The organism is Pontimicrobium sp. SW4, from assembly GCF_039954625.1.
Classification (GTDB): Bacteria; Bacteroidota; Bacteroidia; order Flavobacteriales; family Flavobacteriaceae; genus Pontimicrobium.
The window spans coordinates 2,390,866-2,410,447 of record NZ_CP157199.1 but is presented as its reverse complement, the minus strand read 5'-3'; the positions used below and the strand labels follow the sequence as shown (position 1 = coordinate 2,410,447).

General features: G+C 32.0%; 16 protein-coding genes. 7 read left to right on the top strand and 9 right to left on the bottom strand.

The genetic code is table 11. The features are described from left to right. Nucleotides 1-38: 38 nt before the first annotated feature. Nucleotides 39-584, top strand: coding sequence for a DUF664 domain-containing protein (locus ABGB03_RS11285; RefSeq protein WP_347922634.1), 546 nt, complete (start codon nt 39-41; stop codon nt 582-584). A 28-nt stretch (nt 585-612) separates the two neighbouring features. Here ABGB03_RS11285 and ABGB03_RS11280 read toward each other — a convergent pair whose 3' ends face one another. Next, nucleotides 613-6,972 (bottom strand): carboxypeptidase-like regulatory domain-containing protein, encoded by a 6,360-nt coding sequence (locus ABGB03_RS11280; RefSeq protein ID WP_347922633.1) that lies wholly within the window; start codon nt 6,970-6,972, stop codon nt 613-615. Nucleotides 6,973-7,112: 140 nt separating this feature from the next. Between ABGB03_RS11280 and ABGB03_RS11275 the strand changes: the two genes are divergently transcribed. Continuing rightward, nucleotides 7,113-8,066, top strand: a complete 954-nt coding sequence (locus ABGB03_RS11275) for a tetratricopeptide repeat protein (protein ID WP_347922632.1) — start codon at nt 7,113-7,115, stop codon at nt 8,064-8,066. A gap of 172 nt (nt 8,067-8,238) precedes the next feature. Beyond that, on the top strand, nt 8,239-9,594 hold the full coding sequence (locus tag ABGB03_RS11270; protein WP_347922630.1) for a Mur ligase family protein: 1,356 nt from the start codon (nt 8,239-8,241) through the stop codon (nt 9,592-9,594). Between the two features lie 198 nt (nt 9,595-9,792). Here the strand turns inward: ABGB03_RS11270 and ABGB03_RS11265 are convergent, their stop codons facing one another. The 7 genes from ABGB03_RS11265 to ABGB03_RS11235 form a co-directional block, all read right to left on the bottom strand. Continuing rightward, nucleotides 9,793-10,335 (bottom strand): cupin domain-containing protein, encoded by a 543-nt coding sequence (locus ABGB03_RS11265; RefSeq protein ID WP_347922628.1) that lies wholly within the window; start codon nt 10,333-10,335, stop codon nt 9,793-9,795. A gap of 83 nt (nt 10,336-10,418) precedes the next feature. After that, nucleotides 10,419-11,222, bottom strand: a complete 804-nt coding sequence (locus ABGB03_RS11260) for a helix-turn-helix domain-containing protein (protein WP_347922626.1) — start codon at nt 11,220-11,222, stop codon at nt 10,419-10,421. Nucleotides 11,223-11,439: 217 nt separating this feature from the next. Then, nucleotides 11,440-11,919: a hypothetical protein gene (locus ABGB03_RS11255; RefSeq protein WP_347922625.1), complete on the bottom strand. Its 480-nt coding sequence runs from the start codon at nt 11,917-11,919 to the stop codon at nt 11,440-11,442. A 111-nt stretch (nt 11,920-12,030) separates the two neighbouring features. Continuing rightward, nucleotides 12,031-12,402, bottom strand: a complete 372-nt coding sequence (locus ABGB03_RS11250) for a VOC family protein (protein WP_347922624.1) — start codon at nt 12,400-12,402, stop codon at nt 12,031-12,033. Nucleotides 12,403-12,432: 30 nt separating this feature from the next. Then, nucleotides 12,433-13,497 carry an N-acetylmuramoyl-L-alanine amidase gene (locus ABGB03_RS11245; RefSeq protein WP_347922622.1) on the bottom strand — a complete coding sequence of 355 codons (1,065 nt, stop codon included), beginning with the start codon at nt 13,495-13,497 and terminating at the stop codon, nt 12,433-12,435. Nucleotides 13,498-13,499: 2 nt separating this feature from the next. Next, the gene (locus tag ABGB03_RS11240) at nt 13,500-14,102 is read right to left on the bottom strand and encodes an FMN-binding negative transcriptional regulator (protein WP_347922621.1); all 603 of its coding nucleotides are present in this window, start codon (nt 14,100-14,102) and stop codon (nt 13,500-13,502) included. Nucleotides 14,103-14,105: 3 nt separating this feature from the next. Continuing rightward, nucleotides 14,106-14,558, bottom strand: coding sequence for a DUF1569 domain-containing protein (locus tag ABGB03_RS11235; RefSeq protein ID WP_347922620.1), 453 nt, complete (start codon nt 14,556-14,558; stop codon nt 14,106-14,108). 49 nt (nt 14,559-14,607) lie between these two features. On the opposite strand from ABGB03_RS11235, the gene radC reads away from it, so the two are divergent. Genes radC through ABGB03_RS11215 form a run of 4 tightly spaced genes read left to right on the top strand, consistent with a single transcriptional unit; the run spans nt 14,608 to nt 18,276 of the window. Further along, entirely contained in the window at nt 14,608-15,306 is a 699-nt protein-coding gene (radC, locus tag ABGB03_RS11230; RefSeq protein WP_347922618.1) for a DNA repair protein RadC, read from the top strand. After that, a complete protein-coding gene (locus tag ABGB03_RS11225) occupies nt 15,306-16,631 on the top strand; it encodes a polysaccharide deacetylase family protein (RefSeq protein ID WP_347922617.1) in 1,326 nt (441 codons plus the stop codon). Before radC ends, ABGB03_RS11225 begins: the two co-directional genes overlap by 1 nt. Nucleotides 16,632-16,685: 54 nt before the next feature. Next, nucleotides 16,686-17,375 (top strand): YjjG family noncanonical pyrimidine nucleotidase, encoded by a 690-nt coding sequence (locus ABGB03_RS11220; RefSeq protein WP_347922616.1) that lies wholly within the window; start codon nt 16,686-16,688, stop codon nt 17,373-17,375. 43 nt (nt 17,376-17,418) lie between these two features. Further along, nucleotides 17,419-18,276 (top strand): hypothetical protein, encoded by an 858-nt coding sequence (locus tag ABGB03_RS11215; RefSeq protein ID WP_347922615.1) that lies wholly within the window; start codon nt 17,419-17,421, stop codon nt 18,274-18,276. Here ABGB03_RS11215 and ABGB03_RS11210 read toward each other — a convergent pair. Further along, nucleotides 18,273-19,550: a replication-associated recombination protein A gene (locus ABGB03_RS11210; RefSeq protein ID WP_347922613.1), complete on the bottom strand. Its 1,278-nt coding sequence runs from the start codon at nt 19,548-19,550 to the stop codon at nt 18,273-18,275. The two genes, ABGB03_RS11215 and ABGB03_RS11210, sit on opposite strands and share 4 nt — an antisense overlap. Between the last annotated feature and the right edge of the window lie 32 nt (nt 19,551-19,582).

Sequence of the window (19,582 nt, the reverse complement as noted above, 5' to 3'; positions counted from 1 at the left end):
TTTATCTTAATTTAATAATAATTTAAATCACTCATAAAATGAAAATACTTGCCAAATTATTAGTTTTTACAATTTTTACAGTTTCAGTACAAGCTCAAAACACTATAGAACCTCCAAAGGGATTTACAAACGATATTGGAAATATGATATCGATGCTTGATAATTTAAAACAACGTGTAGAACGATTGGTTGTAAATTTAAATCAAGAGCAAACAGATTTTTTATTAGATGAAAATGCCAATAGAATAGGAGCAATCATTTATCATTTAGCAGCAACCGAAGCCTATTATCAAGTCTATACTTTTGAAAATAGAGGATTTAATAAAGAAGAAAGAGAAAAATGGGATATGGCTTTAAACTTAGGTGCTAAAGCTAGAAGCGAATTACAAGGGAAACCTATTCAATATTATTTAGATATTTATAACGATGTTAGAGCAAAAACTAAGGAGCTTTTAAAGACCAAAGATGACAAATGGTTTTCTAAAAAGAATAGAAGTATGAGTAACCATTGGGCTTGGTTTCATGTTATGGAACATCAAGCAAACCACATGGGGCAATTGGCATTAATAACCAAGCGTTTATAGAATAAAAAAGAGGCTTTAAGCCTCTTTTTTATTCTATATTTATCCTAACACCTTCACTATGACTACTAAATTCTGGAGCATACATGCTTTGTATGGTTGTAATACCGTTACTCATATTTCCAGCATTGTTCACACGTAAATCATATTCAAAAACATACACGCCTTTTGGTAAAAAGTCAAAAAAGAAATTAGTGCTTGTATCTTTGGTGCTTTCATAATAACCCAACCCATCTTGCCATTTGTATTGTGACAACACATTTACGGGTTCTAATCCAGCAGCTCGCATATCTTTCATATGCATAAATTCCATAGTTCTATCACTTCGTAATTCGATTCGAACTCTTACCAAATCACCAACTTGCAATTTCGTGTCAGAAGTGATTTCAGTAATTTCTTCGCCTTTGTCTGTATTGGTTTTTAGGAATAATTTTTTATTCAATTTTAAAGGTGTTTCCGCTGAAGTAATCTTATCTAAATCTTCAAAATACTGCCAATACAAACTTCCCCAAGCAATACCATCGCCTTTTTTGGTGAGTTTTACGTCTGCCATTTCTGGTTGAATTTCAGAACCATTCCAAGAGGTTTTATAATAACCAGTACCAGCTTCAACTTTTACGTTTTCTAGTTTAGTTGGATTAATTTCTTTCCCTCCTAAAACTACATCAACCAAATCAGTAACGCTTAACCAATCACTACCTTGCAACAATAAAGCATATACAGCTTCAGTAGTTGCTTTGGTCGTTTTCCATTGGTTGGTTTGCTTGTTTTTAAGTAACCATATTTTAAGGTTATCAATAGTTTCAGTATCGTTCTCAATTTCTGCAAAAGCTTCAATTAATAAGGCTTGCGTTTCAATTGGTGCTTGATACCAATACCACGAATTGGTGTTTTCTTTCCAATACATTCCTAATTCATCCGAAGTAATGCTATTCTCTTTTAATGACTTTAAAATTTTAATTGAAGTCGTTTTGTCATCCATTCTATCAACCACTAAAGCCATCAATCCTTTTGCATACAATGAGCGAGATAGCCAATATTTTTTGATTTGAGAATGATAATATGCTGTGATATCTTCCACTTCTTTTGATTTTTCAATGTCAGAGAAGAAGCTTCGCATATACAAATAATGCAGTTGTGTATAACTTAGATGGTCTTTGCTTAAATCGACATCTTTGTTATACTTTCTAATGTCTTTGTATTCTTTTATGAATTCAGCATCTAAATATTGAATGGCTTTTTGAATCATGTTTGGTTGAGACCCTTCGACTGCGCTCAGGGTGACATTTAATTGTTTTAAATGACCAAAACCAGTAATAATGTGTTGTGTGATATAGCGATTTTCACGTCCACCATTAAACCAAGCCCAAGCACCAGAAGTCATTTGATTGTTTTGCAGTTTACGTAAAGCCGATTGTAACTCGTTACTCATTTTGTTCATGTCGAATAACAGAGCAATGCGTTTTTTCTGTTCGGTTTCGCTTTGTGCATCTCGTAACCAAGGTGTTTCTTGAATGAGAATAGATTTAAGTTCCTCATTTTTTTCAAGATTAGAAATAAGTGCGTCAGCATTTCTCCATTGATTAAAGACTTCTTGAATTCTAGGATTGCTATTCGCAATATGACTTGCTAAGGCATTAGCATAATATCTTGAAAAGGTTTGCTCATTACACTCATAAGGATATTCCATTAAGTATGGTAAGGCTTGAACAGCATACCAAGCTGGATTGCTTGTCATCTCTAATGTAAGTTTATGATGTTTAAGCGTTGTCGAGGTGTTTGTTTTTAGCTTATCTAAAGTGAATGTTCTGGTTTCGTTGCTTCTTATCCACATTGGTAAGGTTTCGGTCACTAACATTCTGTTACTTAAGACTGGTAAAGCGTTTTGTTCGCCATCACTAAAATCGCCAGCTTTTGCTATGACTTTGTATTGTACTGCTTGTACTGTGTCTGGAATATCCAATTGCCAAGATACTTGTGTGTTGCCTTTGGCGTCTACAGTAAAGGAAGCCTCCTCTAACTCCTCCAAAGGAGGAGAACTAGCTTGTTTTCGGATTAGTAGATGCGAAATGTCTTTTCCTGAGATTGCATCTGTTAGCTCTAATTTCGCTTGACCTGAAAGTTGCTTATCTGAAAGGTTTGCGATTTTGGTGCTAATAGTGATTTGGTCACCTTCACGTAAAAAACGAGGTGTATTTGGAATAACCATCAGTTCTTTTTGAGTGACTGTTTCTAATGATGTGACAGCACTTTCCAAGGCTTTAGTATGTGCTACTAATTGTAATTTCCATTTGGTTAAGGCTTCTGGTGTGGAGAAACTAAAGGTCACATTGCCTTCTGCATCTGTTTGTAAATGTGGAAAGAAAAAGGCAGTTTCTTGAAGGTTTTTGCGAATGGTAACACCTGAGAAGTCAGAACCTTCTACTTCTTCAGTTATTTGAACTCCTGCTACTTTTCCAGATAATATTGAAGCAACATCTTCTTCAGTTTCAGCAATACTTTCATAACTAACAGAAACAGAAGAACTTAATTTTGCTCTCCTCTGTTGAGTTCCATAGCCAGTAACAACAACTTCATCTAAATGTGCAGAATCCTCAGCCATTGAAATGCTTAGACTATTGTTTTTATCAAGATTGATTTCACGTGAAGTAAATCCAACATAACTAAAAACCAGTATTTCATTTTTTGTAGCTTCTATACTAAAATTACCATCAAAATCTGTTTGAGTGCCTCTTGTAGTACCTTTCACGATAACATTCACTCCAGGTAATGGATTACCTTGTTCATTGAAGATAGTTCCTGAAACATACCCTTTTTTAATAGAATCATCATATTCTGATTCGGATTTTAATCTTAGAGATTTAACATAATTGTCATATTGCCACTTGTTAAAGTTGAAGTTAAATCCAAACCAATTAAAATAGTCATACTGCTGTGTTTTAAACTGGTAATATGCTGTTCTATCTCGATGTACTCTAAAATTCACCGTTCCAAACCCTTGTCTAGCATTCCTATATGAAGCGCTTCGATATATTGGATTTTGAATTGGATTAAAATTCCATTGATGTGGTTTAAACTGGTCTAAAGATGCATCATACATGCTTGCTAATAATTCGGCAGAGACTTTATCGCCTTTTGGTCCTTTTATTTTAAAACTCCAAGTTTCGTCAGTTCCAGGTTGTAGCTTATCTCTAAACGTGAATGTTTCAATGTCCAAATCTGTTTTTGGATATGGTACGCTAATGTTTACCACGCCACTTTCAAAACTATTAAAGGCAGCAAAACTGTAATGCACCACAAAACCTCCTAAGTCTTTTTTATCGACAGGAATACAAATAGTTTCTTTATTATTATCAAGATGGATAACTTCAGTTTTAATTATTTTGTGGTCTTTTTCAATGTCAACGGTTACTGTGAGATTAGCTGCAGATGCAAATGTGATTTCAGCTGTATCTCCAATGTTATACTTCGATTTGTCAGTCGTAACAGCAAATAATTGGTTGTCAGAAACCTGCTTGTCTTTATCGCTATACAAGGTGGTTTTTATTTGGTCTTTTACCTCTTGACCAAACTTGTCTTTGGTTTCCAAAACAATAATAAATTGTCCAGATTCCCATTTTTTAGTCTTTCCTAAAGCAAGTTCTTTTGATATTTCTGTATCGAATGACTTCTCTAAAACGAGTGTTCCTTTTTTCCACTGGTTACTATCATGTTCATTGGTATAAGCATCATGAGGAAACAGTTGTTTAAACTCACTTTCAGAAAGCATTTGATAATCTGGTGCTTTCCAAGGACGCCGCCTCAATACATGTTTAGGCGCAATTAATTTGTATATTTTTATAATTCCTTTTGCTGGTACAAATTCACCATTTAGGTTTTTGGTGTCAATCCTTAGTTTGTGATTCTTTTGAGTTTTATCCAGTTTAGCATCCACCGAAACATTGGCTGTTAAGGCATGATAGCCAACATTGACGATAGTGGTTGCACTTCTGGTTTCACCATTTAAATCAGTGACATCTGCAATGATTTCATAATTAAAAATAGGTAAGCTGCCTTTATTAACGCTTTCATCTGGTTGCGCTTTAAAAGTGATTTCAAATTCACCTTTCTCATTTGTGATAGTTTCACCATGAGTGATTTCTTTTGGTTCGCTATTAAACCAAGGACGATACCAATAATACCAACGAGGATATTGCACTTTTCTATGCACACGATACACCACTTTGGCATCAGTAATGTTGCTTCCAGCGTAAGCCAACGCCTTTCCTTTTACGGTCACAGAATCGTTTATTTTATAAGTTTCAGTAACTGGATTGAAAGTAGTTTCAAATTTAGGACGTTTGTATTCTTCGACTGAGATATAAGTATTCGATCTAAATCTATTATTGTTGACTGAATATATTTCAATTCGAAATTCTCCGTTTAAGCCATTACTTGGTAGGATAAATTCGCCAGAAATTGAACCAAAATCATTGGTCTTTAAATTGTGTTGAGAAATAATTTCATTATTGACATCAAAAAGCGTTGCAATGACAGCTTCTTTTTCTAAAACCTCAGATTTCCCATTTTCAGCTTTCATGGCAATGCCTTTAAAATAAACCGTTTGTCCAGGTCTGTAAATACTTCGGTCAGTAAATAAAAAAGCGTTGTAGGTTACTCTTTCTTCTTTATCGTCATTGTAATATCTGTATAGATTGTAGTTGTCAAAATAAGCTATGTCATTTTTATTTTGAACAATCATGTTAAGTCTCCAACGATCTTTAGCTTTGGTGAGTTGAATTTCGCCATTAGAGTTTGTGGTCTTATGTTCGGTTTGCTCATTGTTATTGCCTCTACTAAAGTTTAACGTCACTTTTGTATTAGCAATAGGTTGTCCGTTGTTTCTATCAATGACTTGATAAATGTAGTTTTTGCTGTCACTTTTATCTACAATTGCCATATTAGTGACTTGAAGTGTTGCAAAAGCAAAGGTTTGTTCATTTGAGGTTTCAGGTGATGCAAACACTACAAAATAGCCATTGTTTAATGCAGGAACAACCACTTCAGTTGTGTGTGTCTGATAATCGTTTTCATTAGGCAAATTACTTTGCCATTGTTTATCGACCTTTAGCTTTTTAATAAATGCGAGTTGCTCTTCTTTTCTGTAGGTTGTATTTAGCGTTTCATATTGATTTCTACTTAATTGATAGACTTTAAAAGCTAAGTTTTCAAGGTTTTTGTATCGAATTAATAACCGCGAATTTGAGTGGATTGGCAAATGACTTTCAGCTGTAATTTGTAACGAGGACTGAAGGATTTGCTGCTTTAAAATTTGGCACTTTTCAGCACCTTTGCTTTTAGGGAATTTATTGATGACAGCATCACATATTTCAATTGCTTCTTTGAGTTTCCAACGATGTGTCTCGCTGGTTGTAGGTTGATAGGTATTGCCTTGTTCAAAATAGATTGAAGCTATTTCAAAATCATATAAAGCAGACACTTCGTGTGATTTTAAACGGTTGCTTTCAGCTTTTAAGGTTTCTAATAGTTTAGTATCAATATCACTAAAAGTAGCATGCTGCTTCACATACAATAAACGATTGATGTCAACATCAGCAAGTGCATAAGGTTCTTTATCTTTTAGATGAAATTTGGTTAACTCTTGATACAATTTTAAGGCTTGTAACTGTAAAGAGCTTCTGTCTTTTGAGGTGATGTTCAATCGCGAAAAGCGTTGCGAATCACTTAAAAACTGGGCATTATCAATTTCAAACTTGTAAGTAGGTTTGGTGATGCTATTTTCGTCAGTGGTATAAAATTCCAAAGCATTATGAGCTAGAAAATCGAAAAGTGTTGGTCTAAAAGTTTTGGAATCTTCTTGCAAGATTAATAGCTCATCGTAGTTTTTTAAACCTTCAAGCTGAAGCAATAATTGTTGCTCTAATGAATTTTGATAATGCACGCTAATCTCATCAAATAAGGTTTGTAAATCCCAAGTTCTAAAATCGTCTTTATCTACTTTTTCTGAAGTTTTTGTTCTATTATAAAATTGCCATCTATTTTGTTGAAAATATTGCCAATGTAAGTTTGCTAATAAGTTTTCTAAAATATTTTTTGTTGGAAATTCACTTTTAGAAATTTGTGTTTTAAAATCAGCGATAATTTTTAATTGAGCATCTTCTTCGAGAACTAACGCAAACTTACTTTTAAATAGCAATGCTTTAATACGTTGAATATTGTTATCATCATTTTCTGCTTTTTTGCTAATTGTTTCGACTACCTCTAGAGCAGATTTTGGTAAACCTTCAACTTCAAATTTTTCGACAGATTTCCATAAATCAGTATAATTATTTTGTGAATAGCCTAGGTTTGCGAATAGCAGAATCATTATGACGGTAATTGTTTTGTTCATGTTTGATGTTTTCTACGATAATACATTCAAAATGTGTTCCAAAAAATACGAATTGAGTGAATTGCTTCGTTGGATGAGTAAAGTTACCTATTTTAAAAGTTAAAACGAAAGTTTAAATTTGCACTTTCGACTTATATCACATGAAAAAGTTTTTGTTTTTACTATTGTTTCCAATATTTAGTTTCTCTCAATCAATCATGATTGAAGTTAATCAGCTATTCCAACAAAAACAATTTGTAGAAGCTGAAAAAATAGCTAGTGCTTATGTAAAGAAAAATCCGAGTAATTTAAAAGCTATAGAGCTTTTAGGAGATGCTTATGGACATCAAAAAAAATGGGACAACGCTATTGAACAATACAAAAAACTTGTCAATGCTAAAAATGATAATGCTAATTATCATTATAAATTTGGAGGTGCTTTGGGTATGAAAGCGCTTGAAGTAAATAAATTTAAAGCTTTAGGAATTATTGGTGACGTTAAAGAGGCTTTTTTAACAGCAGCAGAGCTTGACCCAAAACATATAGATACACGTTGGGCTTTGGTGGAGTTGTACATGCAGTTACCAGGAATTATTGGAGGAAGTAAAAGTAAGTCGCTTAAATATGCTGATGAGTTGGAACAATTATCAAAAGTTGATGGTTACTTGGCAAAAGGTTATATATATGAATATGATAAAGAACCAGAGCTTGCTGAAACTTATTACAAAAAAGCCATTGAGATTGGAGGTTCTTTAACCTGTTATGACAAGCTCACCAATTTGTATGAAGCTGAAAAACAACCTTTAAAAGCGATATCCAATATAGAAGAAGCCTATGAAAAACACAATAAAAATCACTTGCATTATCAAATAGGAAAAGTTAGTGCAGACTATAATATTGAGTTAGACAAAGGCGAACGTTGTTTGAAAATGTACATTGAAAATCATTCTGCAAAAGATGGAGTTCCAGTAGAATGGGCTTATTATAGATTGGCACAAATACAGAAACACAGAGCAAACAAACAAGAGGCTTTAAAGTGGATTGATAAAGCACTTGATATTCGTTCGGATTTTAAGCAAGCAAAAGAAGAGAAGGAGAAAATACTTTCGCTATAGAATTTGTCATTCCTGCGAAGGCAGGAATCTACTAAAGAACAAAATTAATGTTGTCAAAAAAACTTCTAACTTCAAACTTCTATCTTCTAGCATCAATTATTATATTTACTTCTCGATACAATTCCGAAATATTAGGAATCACTCGAAGTGACATTTCGAATTATATTTTACTATGAACGTACATTTTATTGCTATTGGTGGTGCTGCAATGCACAATCTGGCCATAGCACTTCACAATAAAGGCTATAACATTACTGGAAGCGATGATATCATTCACGATCCTTCAAAATCTAGATTAGAAGTTAAAGGCTTATTGCCTGAAGCTTTTGGTTGGTTTCCGGAAAAAATCACTCAGAATTTAGATGCTATCGTTTTAGGAATGCATGCAAAGGCAGATAATCCTGAACTATTGAAAGCTCAAGAATTAGGTTTGAAAATTTATAGTTATCCTGAGTTTCTGTACGAGCAATCTAAAGACAAAACTCGTGTGGTTATTGGTGGAAGCCATGGCAAAACAACTATAACGTCTATGATTTTACATGTGATGCATTACCATGATAGAGATGTTGATTACATGGTTGGCGCACAATTGGAAGGTTTTGATGTGATGGTAAAACTCACTGAAGATAACGATTTTATTGTACTGGAAGGTGATGAGTATTTGAGTTCACCAATAGATAGACGTCCAAAATTTCATTTATACAAACCAAATATTGCCTTGTTAAGTGGTATTGCTTGGGATCATATTAACGTGTTCCCAACTTATGACAATTACGTAGAGCAGTTTAGCATTTTTGTAGACAGCATTGTTAATGGTGGAAGTATTAATTATAATGAAGAAGATGCTGAAGTGAAACGCGTTGTTGAAGCTTCTGAGAACACCATTAGAAAATTGCCTTACCACACACCAGAATACACAGTTGAGAATGGAGTCACCTTATTGGAAACCCCTGAAGGGCCTTTACCAATTGAAGTGTTTGGAAAGCACAACCTGAACAATTTGGCAGGAGCAAAGTGGATTTGCCAACACATGGGAATTGACGAAGACGATTTTTATGAAGCCGTTTCTACTTTTAAAGGTGCAAGTAAGCGCTTAGAAAAAATAGCTGAAAGTAATAATAGTGTTGCTTTTAAGGATTTTGCACATTCACCAAGTAAAGTTGAGGCAACCACTAATGCTGTAAAAGAACAATACCAAGATAGAGTAGTAGTAGCTTGTTTAGAATTACACACTTACTCAAGTTTAAATGCTGAATTTTTAAAAGAGTACAAAGGCGCTTTAGATGCAGCTGATGTAGCTGTGGTATTTTATTCGCCTCATGCTGTAGAAATTAAAAAATTAAAAGAAGTTACGCATGAGCAAATAGCCAATGCTTTTGAGCGTGATGATTTAATTATTTATACCAATCCAGACGATTTTAAACAATTCCTGTTCTCCCAAAATTTTGATAATAAAGCTTTACTCTTGATGAGTTCAGGCAATTATGGAGGATTGGATTTTGAGGAGGTAAAAAGTTTAATTACTTAGTCTGTCATTCCTGCGAAGGCAGGAATCCATTTTAAAGTTAATTTATTCCATGTAGATTCCGCATCAAGTGCGGAATGACAAAATGGTTTGTTTTTAAGAATTTAATTCATTGATTTTGTCATGCTTAACTTAATTCAGTATCTCATTACATTTCGACTGCGCTCAGTGTGACAACAGAGTACAATAAAAATTATTCGCTTAAACAAACGTAATTCCATGTCTGCCACAAATCTCAGCGACTTTTGGAAAGTCTGGTGGACCTTCAGGAAGTTCGGATAATTCTTTAAACATAAATTCAATTCCAGCAGGAAATGCACTTGTAATCATTTTGGCCTTTTCAGTTCCAACCACTTTCCATGAATGAGATATGTTTTTAGGTGCAAAAGCAATGTCACCTTCATTTAAAACAGTTGTTTTTCCATCAACCATAATTTCTATTTGTCCTTTTATCACTCTAAAAATCTCATCTTCTTTAGTGTGAATATGTGGTGGAATACCAACACCTGGTTCAACATTATCTACCCATTCTACAATCTGGTTTCCTGTATTTTTACCTACAAGTTTGTGAGTTTGAATGTCACCAATAACATTGAGCACTTTTCCATCAGCATCTCTTATAATTTTAGGTTCCATGCCTTCAAAATTAATACTGTTGTTTGAAGTTTGACTTTGAATTATTCCTGGAAGTAGTGTTAAACCTAAACCAATTCCTGATGTTTTTATAAATTGTTTTCTATCCATTGTAAAAGTTTTTTACAATGTAATTTAAATGAAAGAATCCTAAAGCATGAAAAACACGGTAAAACCTTAGAATTTAGGAAATACTAGCTTTTTCTGAGCTTTGAAGGTGTTATTCCTGTATGTTGTTTGTAGAAATAGCTAAAATAATCTGGCGAAGAAAAGCCTAATTCGTAACCAATTTCTTTAATAGTTTTATCGGAAAATTTCAATTCGTGACGCGCTCGCATTATGCGTTGTTCGGTAATCAGGCTTTTTGCATTTGTGTCAAGTGTTTCTTTAACACATTCGTTTAAATATTTACTAGACAGATTAAGAAGTTTTGCATAGTCTTCCACATCATGATATTTGTAAAACCATTCGTTAACCAGTTTTTTGTATTTAAATACAATATTCTTTTTGTTATTGTTTTCACTGATGTTTGATTTGATATTGCATTGTCCATCACAATACACAAAGAATGTGTTTAACAGTGAGATAATTGCATCTTCCTTGTGTTTTAAATGAGAGCCTAATAATTCATCAATCATTTCAAGAATATCTAAAGCTCTTTTTTCAATACCAGGAGCCAGATTTATTTTAGCAATTTCATTATTAGCAAAAAGTCTTACCTCATTAATATGAAGTTTACTTAACAACGGATTATCTAAAATTTGTTTTGGAAGATAAAGCACATAACCTGAAGTTGATGAAGCGTCTTTTTTTGTAATCTTCCAATAGTTTCTTGGCAATAAAAAGAAAATGGAGTTGGACACATTTTCATAAGTAACACCATCAATTTTAATCGCATCAATATCAGATTGAAGTAAACAAACCGAGTAATAGTTGTCTTCATTTTTTGAAGTAATCTTGTTGCTTATTTTTGATATTTTAATGGAATTAGAACTCATGATTTAAAGATAAAATATCTAAATGAAACAAAAAGCTGTTTTACGAAGTTTAAGGTGATAATTTTATGATTTCGTTTAACGTTATGTATATGGTTAGTTACAAGTGTAGCAACTAATTTAATTAACAAATGCTAGCCAGAGAAAATTCCGAAGGAATTTTCCAGATGAGTACTTGCTATAGCAATTAATAATACAAGGTGTTGTAAGACGTTTAAAATCATACTAAATCTGATAGCATCGTACTTAATTCCATCCAAAACTGATTATGTAATTCATTTGTACCTTTTTTTAAATCAATTCTAATATGATTTACGTTGAAATAATCAGAGTCTATTTGCCATTTTGAGCCCCTATTTTCTTCAGTGATAGCCCTTTCTTCTTTTATATAAGGTTTTATTTCAATACAATTGCATTCGTAATTTCTACCTGAATTATATTTAGATAGAAAATAGGGTTTTACAACGGTTAATAATTTTTTCTCAATATTAGATTCATATGCGATACTGAGATAACTATGATTATATCTGTCAATAGAGTCTTTATTTTTTTTAGAGAAGATAGGTCTTATGCTTTCGTTATTCCCAATCAGGCGAAGATGTGCAATTATTCCTTTGTCAATTTTATTTAGCACAATTTCTTCTTCAAGAGAATCTGTATAATATTTTTTTAAATAGTCATTTAAATATTGTCCGTTCACTTTCTAATTCTGATTAGTGCTGCTCGAATAACTTACAATTTATGATGTGTATGGAATCGTTTCAATGTTTTACACAAAATTAAACGAAGTTAGTCGCTTTTTCTTATAAAGTCAAACATGCTGATCTACCAAAATTGGGTTACCATCAGGGTCTACAATCACAAAACTTGCTGGCCCAGAAGTCGTTTCATCAACTTCGGTTATCATTGTGAAGCCTTTGGTTTTAAGTTCTTTTTGTATATCTCTAACATCTGTAAACGATTTTAGTTTATTGGCATTACCATCCCATCCCGGATTAAAAGTCAAAATATTTTGGTCAAACATACCTTGAAATATACCAATAGTAGCAGTTCCATTTTTCATAATGAGCCAGTTTTGTTCTAAATCTCCGCCAAATTTTATAAATCCAAGTTGCTCGTAAAACAACTTAGACCTTTTTATATCTTTTACAGTTAAACTCACAGAAAATGCACCTAATTTCATGTCTTATCTTTTTTTATTTTTATTCTAAACTTATTTAAAATGCTCAAAGTCATTTATTATTCCATTATAAATCCATTTAGCTAAAGCTTGTCGGTTTTCATAGTTAAGAATTCTTTTTTGATCTTTATCACTTTTAATATTTCCTAATTCAATGTATACCATAGGAGGTAATGTGTTTTTTACTAGGTATAAACTACTTCTTGAGCTTACGGTTCCAGAGTATACTCTATTTGGTTGGTGTTCGTTGTATTTTTGTTTAAACGAATTATGAATATTTTCGGCTAGTTGTTTGCCTTTTTTACTGTTTTTATGATGATAGAAAAAAACATCTATATTTTTACTCTTACTTCTACTATCTACATGAGTAACTATTAATCTTTGATATTTTGATTTTTGCTTAAAAAAAAGGTTGTTTACAGCTTCAGTTCTTTGCTTTAAACGTAGTTTTTGACTTAAAGGGATTTTTTTATTTGAGTAACTTACTTCGTCATAGTCTACTTCCAAAATACGTTTATCTCTAATACCATCATTAGGATCTTTAATAATTATATACACCTTAGCTCCACTGGCTATTAGCATTCGTGCTAAACGTAATGTTACATCGTAGGCATATTCGTCTTCAGAGATTAATGTTTTATTATAGATTTCAGTAGCTCCTGGGTCTGGGCCACCGTGTCCAGAGATTAAATAATATATAGCACCTTCAAGCTTTTTGTCTTCAATAACTACTGAAGCATATTCTTCGCCAAAAATTGAAAATTCTTCTTTTTCTAAAGCTGGAATTATCTCTTTTGATTTACTGTTTTTGAGTTTAATACTGTCAATTTGCGTTGTTACCGTACTATCAACAATAATAGTATTAATCTCTGGGAGGCTATAAGTTTTACCAATAAATAAACTATTGTCTTTTCCTAAATTCTTTTGGTTAAGTATAATGAATTCTTTGAAATGTTTTAATGGGTCTAATCCATTTTTACGAAGTAGAGAATAGATACCATCTCCTTTTATTGCAATTACTTTTTTTTGAGGAGTTTGGCTAAAAGCTAAATGACATCCAATAAAAAAGAAGAATATAAAAGGCACTATTTTTGTCATAATTAATTAAAAACAGAATTTAAGAAGTTTTCAATATTCACTTGATTTGCTCTAATGAGTTCTTGTTTTGCACCTTCAATATCACTTTTATTTTTGTCTTGTGACAATTTGAATTTACCTTCCCAATCTGTTATGGTTATTTCAAACATTTTTATATAATCTAACGCACCTTCCATTCTAGGATTGTCTGCTTCCAAAATATATTTATGATCAGGTTGTTCTAAAAACTCAGTCATTGTTATAAGTGAATTTTTTAAAGCATCCTTACTTTCAATTGCTTTAACGGTTCCTTTTAAATGTACTTTTATATAATTCCAAGTTGGTAATTGTGTTGATGTATAAACGCTTGGTGATATATAACATTGTGGTCCAGAAAAAATGATAGTGAGGTCATTATCATCACGCATTAATTTGGTTTGCGGATTATAAATATCAATATGTCCAATTAATTTGCCGTCAGTTTCTCTATAAATTAATGGCATATGAGTTACCAAAGGAACATTGTCTTTTACAGAGATGACAGTAGCTAAAGGATAAGCTTTAATAACTTTAATCATGTTGTTTATATCATGATCTTGATGGTGTGGTGGTGGATAGTTACTCATTATTTATACTCCAAATTGTTTTAAATGATGATCTAAATGTTTGTATTGCATTTGTCCCCATTGTTCGGTATTAAAATTACCAAAAAATGGATGCTTTGGCCAGTTACTTTTATCTTTTATATTCGAAAATTCATTAATTACGTTTACCAATTTACTCTTTTCTTGATTGAATTCTTTAGTTTCAGTAATTTTAAATTCCTTGACAGTAGCCAAGTTTTTTTGCCAAGTTTTATCATTGTACATAAGCGGTTTGAAAAATTTAAACATAAGCTTTTTTAAAAAACCAATTTTAGTATTTAACTGTAAGTTGCCGTTTGCAACTTCAAGGGGTTTTTGACAATGAGTAAGCATTTGTCCAACAGACATTTTTCCCCAATTAGCTGAGGTGTTTTCGTTTAATTTCTCAATTCTTTCAAGAATTTCTTTATGAGTATCAGCATTAAATAAAGATTTCATATTTAAAGTTTTTATTGCTTCTGAAATTTACAATATTTATCTTTAACCAATGAGTGAAAAACCATCTTCGTTTTCAATTAAAAATTGGAGTCAAGACGATCAACCAAGAGAAAAACTTCGTGATAAAGGAAAAGTAGCATTAAGTGATGCCGAATTAGTTGCTATTTTAATTGGTTCGGGAAATAGAGACGAAAGTGCTGTAGCCTTATGTAAGCGTATTTTAGCAAGTGTTGATAATAACTTGAGCGAGCTAGGAAAACTATCTATTAAGCAACTTATGAATTTTAAAGGTATTGGTGAAGCGAAAGCTATAACTATTGCTGCAGCTTTAGAGTTAGGTAGGAGACGTAGAGGAGGAGAGGCTTTAGAAAAGAAAAAAATCACATCAAGTGCTTCGGTTTTTGAATTCATGCAGCCCATTATTGGCGAATTACCACATGAAGAATTTTGGATAGTGTATTTGAATAATTCTAATAAAGTCATTCAAAAAAATCAATTAAGTAAAGGAGGTATAACAGGAACACTTGTTGATGTTCGTTTAGCACTTAAGACCGCTTTAGAAGTTGGAGCGACAGGAATTATTTTAGCACATAACCATCCTTCAGGAACACTTAAGCCTAGTGAAGCAGATAAACAACTAACTGCCAAATTAAATACTGCAGCAAAAAGTTTAGACATAAAGGTTTTGGATCATTTAATTATAACCGAAAAAGCATACTTTAGCTTCGCAGATGAAAATATCTTGTAATGCTTTTAGTCTATACTCATAAAATTACACCTCGTTTAAATTACATATTTAAGCAAGTGTGTACGCGTATTTTAGGTATTCCAGTATCTTTTACCACACAAGTTGAAGAGTTTATTGCGCATGATAGTTTAAAAATGTCTTATTCTACACAGCAACTTGGTAATGAATTTCATATAAAAAATCATTCAATTTTATTTGAACAAGGTTTAGCCGATAATGATATTCATGTACAAGATTGGGGGGATACAAAGTGTTTCTTTTATAGTGGAGAAAAAAATTCAATGCCATTCGATATTTTTGCCGCGTCTTTTTATTTGTTAAGTCGTTATGAAGAGTATATGCCACATGTAAAAGATGAATATGGACGATTTACTGCCAATGATAGTTTAGCTTATAAGCACAATTTTTTAGAGCAACCTGTTGTTGATATTTGGGCTTTTAAATTTAGAAAGGCTTTACAAAGAAAATTTCCTGATTTTCAATTTAAAGAGAGAACTTATAACGTAAAGCCTGTTATAGATGTTCCAATGGCATACTATTTTAAGCAAAAAGGTTTAATGAGAACCATTGGAGGAACTCTAAATGATATTTTCAGGTTTAAATTTAAACAGTTATACCAGCGTTATTTGGTATTGCTACAATTTAAAAGAGATCCATATGATACTTATAAATGGATTATTAATATGCAAAAACATAGTAAGAGCAAGTTTTTAGTATGTTTTTTAATTGGTGATTACACAACCTACGATAAAAATATAAGTATCAATAAAAAAGTATTTGTGTCTTTAATAAAATCGGTTGCCGATTATTGTAATGTTGGCTTAAAAGCCTCTTTTTTCGCATTGGAAGATTTCGACATTTTAAAGAGTGAAAAGCAAAGCATGGAATCTACAATTAATACATCACTTATAGCTTCAAGAAACTCGTTTTCAAAACTTAATTTGCCTAGTGCCTACCGTAATTTAATAGATTTAGAGATTAAAGAAGATTATACAATGGGTTATATTAGCCATATTGGTTTTAGAGCAGGAACCTGTACACCATTTTTGTTTTATGATTTAGATTATGAAGTACAAACACCTTTACTAGTTAATACATTCCATCTAATGGATTATTCGCTTTTAAGACATGTTTCTTTATTAGATAAAAAACAAACCTTAGAAAAAATTATATTACAAATAAAAAAAGTGAATGGTACTTTTACACCAATATTTCATAATTACTCTTTTAGTGATGACCCAATATGGTCTGGATATAAAGAGTTATTTGCAATAGCATTAAATTCAGAACATGAAACATCAATATCTAATACTACAGTGATATAAATGAATAATAATTTGATGTTACATATGTCCTTAGAAAAAAATAAATAAAAACAGATGAAAATTAATAATATCTCTCACGTTTTTTTTGATTTAGATCATACCCTTTGGGATTTTGATAAAAATTCTGGGCTTACTTTCGAAAAAATATTTCAATTAAATAATATAGATACTAATTTAAAAGAGTTTTTAGAAGTTTATGAGCCAATCAACTTTCAGTATTGGAAACTATATAGAGAGGAAAAAATAGAAAAATCAAAATTGCGTTTTGGTCGTTTGCATGATGCATTTAGTGAGCTAAATATTGTTGTAAAACCTAGCTTGATTTATAAATTATCGGAAGACTATATTACTCATTTATGCTCGTTTAACCATTTGTTTGATGGTGCTGTAGAAATCTTAGATTATTTAAAACCAAAATACCAGTTACATATAATTACAAATGGTTTTAAAGAAGTACAACAAGGAAAATTAAACAATGCAAATATTGAACATTATTTTAAAACTGTTACCAATTCTGAAATGGTAGGAGTAAAGAAGCCAAATCCAAAAATCTTTAATCATGCTCTTAGTTTAGCAAAAGCTAACAAAAGTAATAGCATTATGATTGGGGATAATCTAGAAGCGGATATTTTAGGAGCCTTAGATGTTGGATTAGATGCTATTTGTTTTAATTACCATAACGAAGATTTAAACGGAGAATTGAAACATGTTAATAACCTCATAGAGTTGAAGCAATTTTTATAATTACAAAATGTATCTTTATAGTCATAGATTAATTTAAAAAATAATGAAAAAATTATTGATAATATCCCTGTTTTTAGGTAGCGTTTCATCGGCAATAGCACAAAAAAGCCTTAACGATTATAAATATGTAATTGTACCTTATAAGTACGATTTTGTAGACGAAAAAGATAAATATCAGCTTAATTCTTTATCTCAGTTTTTGTTTAATAAATATGGATTTGAAGCTATTATGGAAGATGCGGAGTACCCGATGGATTTAGCTAAAAATAGATGTTTAGGATTAAGAAGTGATGTTTTAAAGGAGAAAGGTCTCTTTCAAACAAAATTAAAAGCGCAACTAAAAGATTGTGATGGCAATATTGTCTACACAACAAAAATTGGGTCTACGAGAGAGAAGAATTTCAAAACCGCTTATACATTAGCTTTGAGAGGAGCTTTTGAAGATTTTGAAACAGTTAATTATAAATACCAACCCAATGAAAACATATTGGCTAGAGCTTCGGTAAGCTCTGAAAAAGATTCAAATGAAGAAATCCAAAAGTTAAAAGAAGAAATAAATACTTTAAAACAAAAGCAAACACAAGTAAAAGAAATTCCTGAAAAAAAAGCAGCAAAAGAAGAAATAAAAAAGCCTACAACGGTCATTGGAAGAGAAGTTAAAAAGGTTGTTAAACAAGGAGAGCCTGAAATAAATATTCTATATGCACAAAAAATAGAAAACGGCTACCAGTTAGTAGATAAAACTCCAAAGGTAGTAATGATAATGCTTGAAACTAATTTGGAAAATGTGTTTTTGGTGAAGGACGAAAATGCTATTGTTTATAAAGAAGATGGCTTTTGGTATCTATCAAAAAACGATGGGAAACAAGCAACTGTAAAAACTTTAAATATTAAGTTTTAATAGTCGTATTTATCTTTCCAACGATTTTTTAAAAACTCGCGCATTCCTTTTTCCCTTGAGTTTTCACCTGGATCATAGAGTTTAGTACCAGATATATCATCTGGAAGGAATTCATGAAGTGCAAAATTATTTTCATGGTTATGCGCATATTGGTAATTATCGCCATAACCTAATTCTTTCATGAGCTTTGTTGGCGCATTTCTTATGGAAAGTGGCACACTTAAATCGCCAGTTTCTTGTACCAATTGTTGCGCATCTTTTATGGCTTTATAAGCTGTATTACTCTTAGGTGAACATGCTAAATATGTAACACATTGGCTTAAAATAATTCTAGATTCAGGATTACCAATAGTTGAAACCGCTTGAAAGGTACTATTGGCAATAACTAATGCCGTTGGATTTGCATTTCCAATATCTTCACTAGCAAGGATTAATAATCGTCTAGCAATAAACTTTACATCTTCACCACCTTCAATCATTCTTGCCAACCAATAAACAGCAGCATTTGGGTCACTACCTCTAATAGATTTTATTAATGCTGAAATAATATCGTAATGTTGTTCGCCGGTTTTATCATAACGAACTGTGTTGTTTTGAACTTTCTGTAAAACGGCTTCGTTGGTAATTATAATTTTGTCAGAATCGTAAGAATTAACGATTAGTTCGAAAATGTTTAACAATTTCCTAGCGTCACCTCCAGAAAGACGTAATAGAGCTTCCGTTTCGTCGATGATTATGTTCTTTTTGGATAGAATGTCATCTTTTTCAACAGCGCGCTTTAAAAGGCTCTCTAAATCGTTTTTGTCGAAAGAATTTAAAATATAGACTTGACAACGAGATAGCAATGCAGGAATAACTTCGAAACTTGGATTTTCTGTCGTTGCTCCAATCAGAGTTACCCAACCTTTTTCTACGGCTTGTAGCAAAGAATCTTGTTGCGATTTACTAAAGCGATGTATTTCATCAATAAACAAAATTGGATTTTTTGTAGTAAATAAGCCTCCGCTTTGTTTTGCTTTATCAATTACCTCGCGTACATCCTTCACTCCAGAGTTAATAGCACTTAAAGTGTAAAAAGGTCTTTTAGATTCATTCGCAATGATGTGTGCTAACGTAGTTTTTCCAATTCCTGGTGGTCCCCAAAGTATAATAGAGGGAATAATTCCTTGCTTAATTGAACTTGTTAGTGAGCCATTAGTACCAATCAAATGTGACTGACTAATATAATCCTCTAAGATTTTTGGTCTTAAACGTTCTGCTAAAGGTTCATTCATATTGTAAAATTAAGTCAATTATTTATTATTTT